Source organism: Magnetococcales bacterium (assembly GCA_015231925.1).
Taxonomy (GTDB): domain Bacteria; phylum Pseudomonadota; class Magnetococcia; order Magnetococcales; family JADGAQ01; genus JADGAQ01.
In genome coordinates, this window is the sequence record JADGAQ010000201.1 from 1 (window position 1) to 7,272 (window position 7,272).

Below are 7,272 nucleotides of genomic sequence, written 5' to 3' on the forward strand. Positions count from 1 at the left end.
CAACAGCGAAAGGAAAAGTCCCAGGGCGCTGCCCTGGACCCGTCGGGGGGGATAAACCCCCCGAACCCCCCGTATGAATCAGAACACCCAGGCTTCCAATAATTGGCGTGAATTCATTCGACCAACCCGCCATCACACCAACCGCTTCAACGCCTCCTTGGTATAGGGCAGCACCTCGTCGAGGGCGCCCCGGCGCATCTTGTTGGCCCACTGCGGATCGGAGAGCAGGATCCGTCCCACCGCCGCCAGATCGAACTCCCCGTTTTCAAAACGCCGCACCAGCTCCTCCACCCCGGTGGAGGCCGAGCCGGACCAGTTGACATCCGCCAGCCCGATGCTGCCCACGGTGATGCAGGGTTTGCCGGTCAATCGACGGGTCCAGGCGGCAATGTTTTCCGTGGAGCCGGGAAATTCCCCCTCCCAGTAACGCCGGCTGCTGGCGTGGAAGAGATCCACCCCCGCTTCCGAAAGGGGGGTCAGAAAGCGTTGCAGCAGCTCCGGGGTCGGGGCCAGTTTGGCGGCGAAGTCGGTGGGTTTCCATTGGGAGAAGCGGAATACCACCACGAAATCCTGGCCCACCGCCCGGCGCACCGCCTCGATCACCTCCACGCCGAAACGCAGGCGCTTGTCGAAGCTGCCGCCGTAGTCGTCCTGGCGGCGATTGGTCTGTTCCCAGAAGAACTGGTCGATGAGATAGCCGTGAGCGCCGTGGATCTCCACGCCGTCGAAGCCGCACTCCTTGGCGTTGCGGGCCGCCTCGGCGTAGGCGGCGACGATGCGGTGGATCTCCGGCACCGAGAGTTCCACCCCCGGATGGGCCCCCGCCTCCAAAGCCACGGCGGAGGGGCCGCAACCGGGAACGGCGGGATCGGGCTCCATGCCCGGCTGCCGGGCCAGACCGACATGCCAGATCTGGGGCATGATGCGTCCTCCCGCCTGATGAACGCGGCGGATCACCTCCCGCCATCCGCGTTGCGCCGCCGCATCGTGCAGGTTGGGGCAACTCGGATAGCCGCTGGAGGCCGGATGGTCGATGACCACCCCTTCGGTGAGGATCAGGCCGATGCCCCCTTCCACCCGTTTGCGGTAATAGTCGGCCACATCCTCGCCGGGCACGCCGCCGGGACAGAAGGAGCGGGTCATGGGAGCCATCACCAGCCGGTTGGGCAGGGTCAGGTTCTTGATGGTGAAGGGGCGAAACAGGGGCTCCAGGGTGGTGGTCACATCCTTCTCCCTATCGGTTGGGGCCGGAATCCGCCGGGGAACCAGGCGGGTTTCAGGCCGAACAGACCCAGAACGATCACCGGTTCCATCCAGCAAAAGTGGGGAACACTATAGCGCGGTTCGAAGACCACGTAACCATGAAAGAGGGCTTTGGCCGCCACCCAGGCCAGGGTCAGCCGGGCCAGGGTGCGCACACGGGGATCGCTGGCGCGAAAAGCGAAGGCCAACAACAGGATCACCATGCCGACCCGGTAGAGGAAGAGCCCGGCCTTCATGCCGACCGCTTCGAAATGGTCACGGGCCAGGGAGAGGATTTGTTGCGAATCCAGTTGGAAACTGGAGAGGCTCAAGGTGGCATTGGGCCAGCCCGCGCTGAAATAGGGGGTGAACCACATGTGCAGCATGCGCCGGGCGGGCAGGATCAGCCATTGGGTGAGCGGATAGCGGCGGTTCTTCTCCTCGACGAGACGGCGGAAGCCGGCGGCCTCCTCCCCGGGGAAGGGTTGTCCATCGTGTGCGGCCAGGCGTTGCATCAAGTCGCGCACCTCTTCCCGCTCCCCGTCGTCGGCCAGGGCCTCTTCGGGGTAACGCAGCTCACTGTATTTCCGCGTGGTCAGGGGGTAGTACCAGCTCGGATACTGGTAGGCGTCGGTGGTCCAGCTCATGCCCCAGCGAATGTAATCCGCCGGGTAAGGGGGCAGGTCGGAGGCCTTTCCGGGCACGCAATTCCACACCCCCGAACAGGGGATGAGACCCAGATCGTGGTGGACGGCGCTGCGCCACCACCAGCCCCCCACCGGAAGGGAGAGCAGGAGACCCAGGAGCAGCAGCCGTTTCAGCCCGATGCGGAAGGGGTGGATGGTCCAGGCGGCAAGGGCCACGGGCACGATCAGCACCGCATTGTCGGTTCTCAGATAGAGGGCCGCCGTCAGACAAACCAGCAGGGGGGCGAGGCGCAACCGCTGCTGCTGCAGCGACCGCACGATTTCGGCCAGCAGCCAGCCGAGGACCGCCAGGTCGAGGGATTCGGTCAGGGGATAGCGGGCCCAGGCGAGGGTCATCGGCGAAAAGGTGAGCAGCAAACCCGCGGTCAACACCACCACGGGGGGCAGGGACCATTTTTTCAGGGCGAGGACCAGATAGGCGAAGGCGGCGGCCAGCACCAAAGACTGCAGGATCAGGATGGGTTCCGTGGTGATGCCGACCACCTGACGCGATTTACCGAAGGCGACCTCTCCCCCCAGGAGGTGCAGCAGACGCCAGCCCTGGGCCACCAGCCAGGGGAATCCGGGCAGTTGATTGCCTCCCCAGTGGGGTTCGCAGCGGGCGGAAGCGGGATCGGAGAGGGAGACGCAGTCGTTGAAATAGAGGTTTTCCGCCACCACGGCGTAACTGTGATGCCAGTCGGGGGAGGAGGTCGGCCAAAAGGCTGCCATGCCCAGCCGGGAGAGCAGGGTCAGCAGAAAGACGGCGATCTCCTCACGGTAGCCGGAAAGGCCTCGGGTGAGGTTCATGGCCGGGAATCAAGATCAGTGCAGCGCATCCTGATACTTTCCGTAAGCGAGACAGAGTGAATTCCACAGTACGAAGCGGTGATCGCGTTGGCCGGACTGGTGTTCCCGCCAGCTCTTCAGCAGCCATTCGGAGCGCAGGCCGGGCCACTCGCGGGGCACGGCGGGGTCGGGCCACTGGCGCATCCACAGGGCCAGGGGCATGCCGAAACCCTTTTTGGGCTGATCCAGCACCGTTTTCGGCAGCCAGGGGGCCACGGCGCGACGCAGCAGGTATTTGCGCTCGCCGCGACGCAGTTTGAAGCGTGCGGGCAGGCGGCGGGCGAAATCGACCACGTCCCGATCGAGGAAGGGGGAGCGCACCTCCAGCCCCACCCGCATGGAGGCCCGGTCCACCTTGGTCAGGATGGCCTCCGGCAGGTAGAAGTTGGCGTAGAACTCCAGGGCCTGATCCAGGGGATGCACGGCGTGGGAGTGGCGATACAGTTCGGTGACATCGGCCAGCAGGGTTTCCAGGGGCAGCGCCTCGGTGAAGAGGTCCGGAAGATCCCGGGGATCGATGGCACCCATCCAGACGGCATGCCACCATTCGGGGGGGTAGGAGAGTCCCGTCAGGGTGCGGCGCAGGCGGAAGTCGAGGCTCATGCGGCGGGTGGAGAGGGGCAGTTTCTCCACCAGAAAGCGCCAGAAGCGGTGTCCGGGCACGAAGCGATGGTAGAATCGGGCCGGTTGCACCGCCAGAAAGGGATCGTACCCCGCGAAAAGCTCGTCGCCCCCGTCGCCGCCCAGGGCCACGGTGACGTGGCGTCGGGCGAAGGCGCAGAGCAGGTGGGTGGGCAGCAGGGAGGCGTCGCCCAGGGGTTCGTCGAGGCCCGCCAGCAACTGCGGAATGGCCTGTCGCACCCCTTCCAGGGTGAGGATCTCCTCCTGATGCCGGCTGCCAAGCTGCGCGGCCAGGCGGCGGGCCTGGGGGGATTCGTCGAAGGAGGCTTCGTCGAAACCGATGGCGAAGCTGCGGTGGAGGTGGTGCGGCGCGGCGGCGCGGGCCAGAGCCAGCACCGTACCGGAGTCGAGTCCCCCGCTGAGGAAGAAGCCCATGGGCACGTCGCTCTCCAGCCGGCGTTGCACCGCCTGCAGCAGCAGGCCGCGCAACTCTTCGGTCAGGGCCGCTTCGCCGCGCCGTTGCGCCCAGCCCTCGTCGGGTTCGAGGCGGAATCGCCACCAGCGCACCAGACGCGAGGCCCCGGTGGTGAGATCGAGGCGCAGCAGGCTGCCGCCCGGCAGTTTGCGCACCCCTTTGAACAACGTCGAAGGCGCGGGAATGTAGGCGAAGAGGAAGAACTTCTGCACTCCTTCCGTGTCGAGTACGCCGGTGAAACCCCGATGACTGCGCAGGGCGGCCAGTTCGGAGGCGAAGAGGAAGAGGTCGCCCTGCACGGCGTAATAGAGGGGTTTCTTGCCGAAGTGGTCCCGCACCAGCAGCAGGCGGGCCTGTTGCCGGTCCACGAGGGCGAAGGCGAACATGCCTTCCAGGTGGTGGGGCAGCTCCTCGCCCCACTCCCGATAGCCGTGCAGCAGGACTTCCGTATCGGCGTGGTCGCTGCGGAAGCGGTGTCCACGCGCTTCCAGCTCGGCGCGCAACGAGCGGTGGTTGTAGATCTCCCCGTTGAAGACCACGCCGAGTTGGCCGTCGGTGGTGAACATGGGCTGTCCCCCGGTTGCCGGGTCGATGACCGCCAGGCGGCGATGGCCCAGGAACAGGGGCCGGTCGGCATCCTGCCACATCCCTTCCCCGTCGGGTCCGCGATGCGCCAGGGAGCGGGTCATCGCCTGCAGGTCCCGGAGTTCCCCCGGCCCGGCAAAACCCGCGATACCGCACATTCAGGGTTCGCCGTTGGCGGCATGCAGGCCGTTTCGGGTCTCGATATTCACCGCCTCCTGCACCGAATAGACCGAGCGGTTCTGGGATTCAAAATAGGTGCGCACCAGGATCTCGGCGATCAGCCCCAACAGGATGCTCAACACCCCCAGCAGGAAGGTCATCAGGGAGGCCAGCGGCAGGGGTGTTTCGATGAAGTCGGCCTGGCCGAGTCCCTTCAGGGTCACGGCCCAGAGGCCCAGCAGGGCCGAAAGCAGCAGACTGAGCAGGCCGAAGCCGCCGAAAACGTGAATGGGGCGGGTGAAGGCCCGGTCCATGAAGCGCAGCACCAGCAGATCCAGGGCGACTTTCCACACCCGGTTCCAGCCGTATTTCGAGTTGCCGAACTGGCGGGGGTGGTGCCGCACCGGGATTTCGCTCACCCGGCCCCCCTGCCAATGGGCGAAGATGGGGATGAACCGGTGCATCTCCCCGTAAAGGCGGATATCCCGCACAATCTCCCGCCGATAGGCCTTCAGGGTGCAGCCGTAGTCGTGCAGATGCACTCCCGAGGTCCAGGAGACCAGCATGTTGGCCACCCGGCTGGGCAGATTGCGGGACAGGGGATGGTCCTTGCGTTCCCTGCGCCAGCCGGAGACCACGTCGTAGCCCTGGTTCAAGGTTTCGACCAGTTTGAGGATATCTTCCGGATCGTTTTGCAAATCGGCGTCGATGGGGGTGATCACCTCCCCGCGAGCGAAATGGAAACCCGCCATCATGGCCGTGGCCTGTCCGTAGTTGCGCCGCAGCAGGATCAGCTTGAAGGCCGGGTTCTTCTCCGCCCAGGCGCGCAGCCGTTCCCGGGAGTGGTCCCGGCTGCCATCATCCACCAAAATGACCTCCCACTCCTGATCGAAGCGGGAAGAGACCTCCAGCAAGCGCTGACAAAGGGGATCGATATTGTCTTCTTCGTTGTAGACGGGAACGACGATGGAGATCAACGAGAGCCTCACCACCCAAAGAATGAAAGCACCTGTAGAACGTCACACTTCCGGTACTATTTGAAACAAGAATACATCAAATTAATACTGCTATAGCCAACAAAAACGCCCCGCGAAAATCGACCGACACCACTTGAGACAGGAAGGCCCGTTTGGAAAAATCCTTTTTTGGATGAATAGGTTACTCGGTGGCCTGACATGGATTCGACCGCAGTGAAAATGAATCTGATTAATATCCCGGCCTTGCTGTCCCCCTTCCGGGAAGAGGCGGCGCGAAATGGCGGGAGACTGATTTACATACCGACACACTTCGATTGTAACCGGGTTTTCCCGGTGAGGCAAACGCCGCTGAACGTTTCCTTCCCCTTGCTCGACATCCTGCTATGATAGCTCCCCGTCACTTCCCCCGGCATCGCTTTTCAGCGAGGCTCAACATGACAAGCTGCCAGAAAAATGCAACCCGAGAGTTATATTCAAATCTATCACAATCAAAAAAATCACTGGTGGTTCGTCTACCGTCGACGGCTTGTCTCACTGATGTTGAAGCGTTTCTCCTGGGCTCGCGGGGGGCGTTATCTGGATTTGGGCTGCGGGCCGGGTGAAAATCTGGCCGGGTTGGCGGTTCATTTCGATTATTCCCTGGGGCTCGACTGTTCGCCGCTGGCGCTTTCCCTGGCGCGGCAGGCCAATCCCGGTTTGCAGTTCGTGCAGGGGGATGTGAACCAGTTGGAGCGATTGTTTCAGGCCAATTCGTTTCGGCTGATCAGTGACTTCAATGTGCTTTGTCATCGGTGGGTCTCTTCGGAGAAAGAGACCATTCGGGCCATTTACGCCCTTTTGGAGGAGGGTGGGGTCGTGGTGATGACCGAGCCGGTTTACAATATACTGTATCGTGAGGCGGACGAGTTGACCATGACGAGTCGGCGGTTCGGTTCCGGGGAGTTGCGGGGTTGGTTGCAGGAGGCGGGGTTTGTGGTTCGGCAGGAGACGATGTTCAATGCCGCGCCCTTGCCGTTGGCCTTGTTGATGGCGGGGTGGTATCGTTTCCGCAAGCGGTTCGGTATTGTGGGGGGCCGGGATGGGCATCGGGGGGAGGATCAATTGGGGGGAAAGTGGGGGCAGTGGTTGATGACCGGGGTCTGCCGGGTGGAGTATGGCTGGATCCGGCTGTTCGGTCGTTTGCCGCTGGGACTGACCTGTCTGATCGTGGCGCAGAAGGGCGGGGAAAGGACGGGAGATTAATACGGGGGTCCGGGGGGGATTATCCCCCCCGGCGGGGTTCGGGGCGGAGCCCCGAGGTTTTAGCCGTTGACGTTGCGGTCCGCTGCCGCCAATGAAATCCCGAAAGCCGCCATCCCGCACCCAACGGATTGATCGCAGCGGACCGCGGGGGGGCAAGGGGGGGCCTCATCCCCCCATCCGTTGACGTGCGCCGTTGACTTGCAGCCGTTGATAGAAGACTTCGCACGGCGTGAACACCCGGCTTTTCGTAGGGTGTGGAGTTCAAAGATGGGGGGATGAGGCCCCCCCTTGCCCCCCCGCGGTCCGCTGCGGAACAGTCAGGCTGTGCGGGAGATCGGCTGAGGCGTAATCATTTGGTGCAGCGGACCGCTTACGGCAACGGCCACGTCAACGGCTGAAACCTCGGGGCTCCGCCCCGAACCCCGCCGGGGGGGAT

5 protein-coding genes are annotated in these 7,272 nt (G+C 63.8%); 1 reads left to right on the forward strand and 4 read right to left on the reverse strand.

The features are described from left to right. Positions 1-132: 132 nt before the first annotated feature. The 4 genes from HQL56_16760 to HQL56_16775 are packed head-to-tail and all read right to left on the reverse strand — an operon-like array spanning position 133 to position 5,594. Entirely contained in the window at positions 133-1,224 is a 1,092-nt protein-coding gene (locus HQL56_16760) for an NADH:flavin oxidoreductase (protein MBF0311168.1), read from the reverse strand. Then, positions 1,221-2,738 (reverse strand): hypothetical protein, encoded by a 1,518-nt coding sequence (locus HQL56_16765; protein ID MBF0311169.1) that lies wholly within the window; start codon positions 2,736-2,738, stop codon positions 1,221-1,223. The genes HQL56_16760 and HQL56_16765 overlap by 4 nt, the downstream gene beginning before the upstream one ends. 15 nt (positions 2,739-2,753) lie before the next feature. Beyond that, entirely contained in the window at positions 2,754-4,616 is a 1,863-nt protein-coding gene (asnB, locus tag HQL56_16770; GenBank protein MBF0311170.1) for an asparagine synthase (glutamine-hydrolyzing), read from the reverse strand. Beyond that, positions 4,617-5,594 carry a glycosyltransferase family 2 protein gene (locus HQL56_16775; protein ID MBF0311171.1) on the reverse strand — a complete coding sequence of 326 codons (978 nt, stop codon included), beginning with the start codon at positions 5,592-5,594 and terminating at the stop codon, positions 4,617-4,619. A 537-nt stretch (positions 5,595-6,131) separates the two neighbouring features. On the opposite strand from HQL56_16775, the gene HQL56_16780 reads away from it, so the two are divergent. Beyond that, entirely contained in the window at positions 6,132-6,836 is a 705-nt protein-coding gene (locus HQL56_16780; protein MBF0311172.1) for a class I SAM-dependent methyltransferase, read from the forward strand. Positions 6,837-7,272 lie beyond the last annotated feature (436 nt).

What these genes read in the sequence shown, in the direction of transcription:
- HQL56_16765 (MBF0311169.1), bottom strand. Translation starts at nt 2,738, where the DNA reads ATGAACCTCACCCGAGGCCTTTCCGGCTACCGTGAGGAGATCGCCGTC.
- asnB (MBF0311170.1), bottom strand. Translation starts at nt 4,616, where the DNA reads ATGTGCGGTATCGCGGGTTTTGCCGGGCCGGGGGAACTCCGGGACCTG.
- HQL56_16780 (MBF0311172.1), top strand. Translation starts at nt 6,132, where the DNA reads ATGTTGAAGCGTTTCTCCTGGGCTCGCGGGGGGCGTTATCTGGATTTG.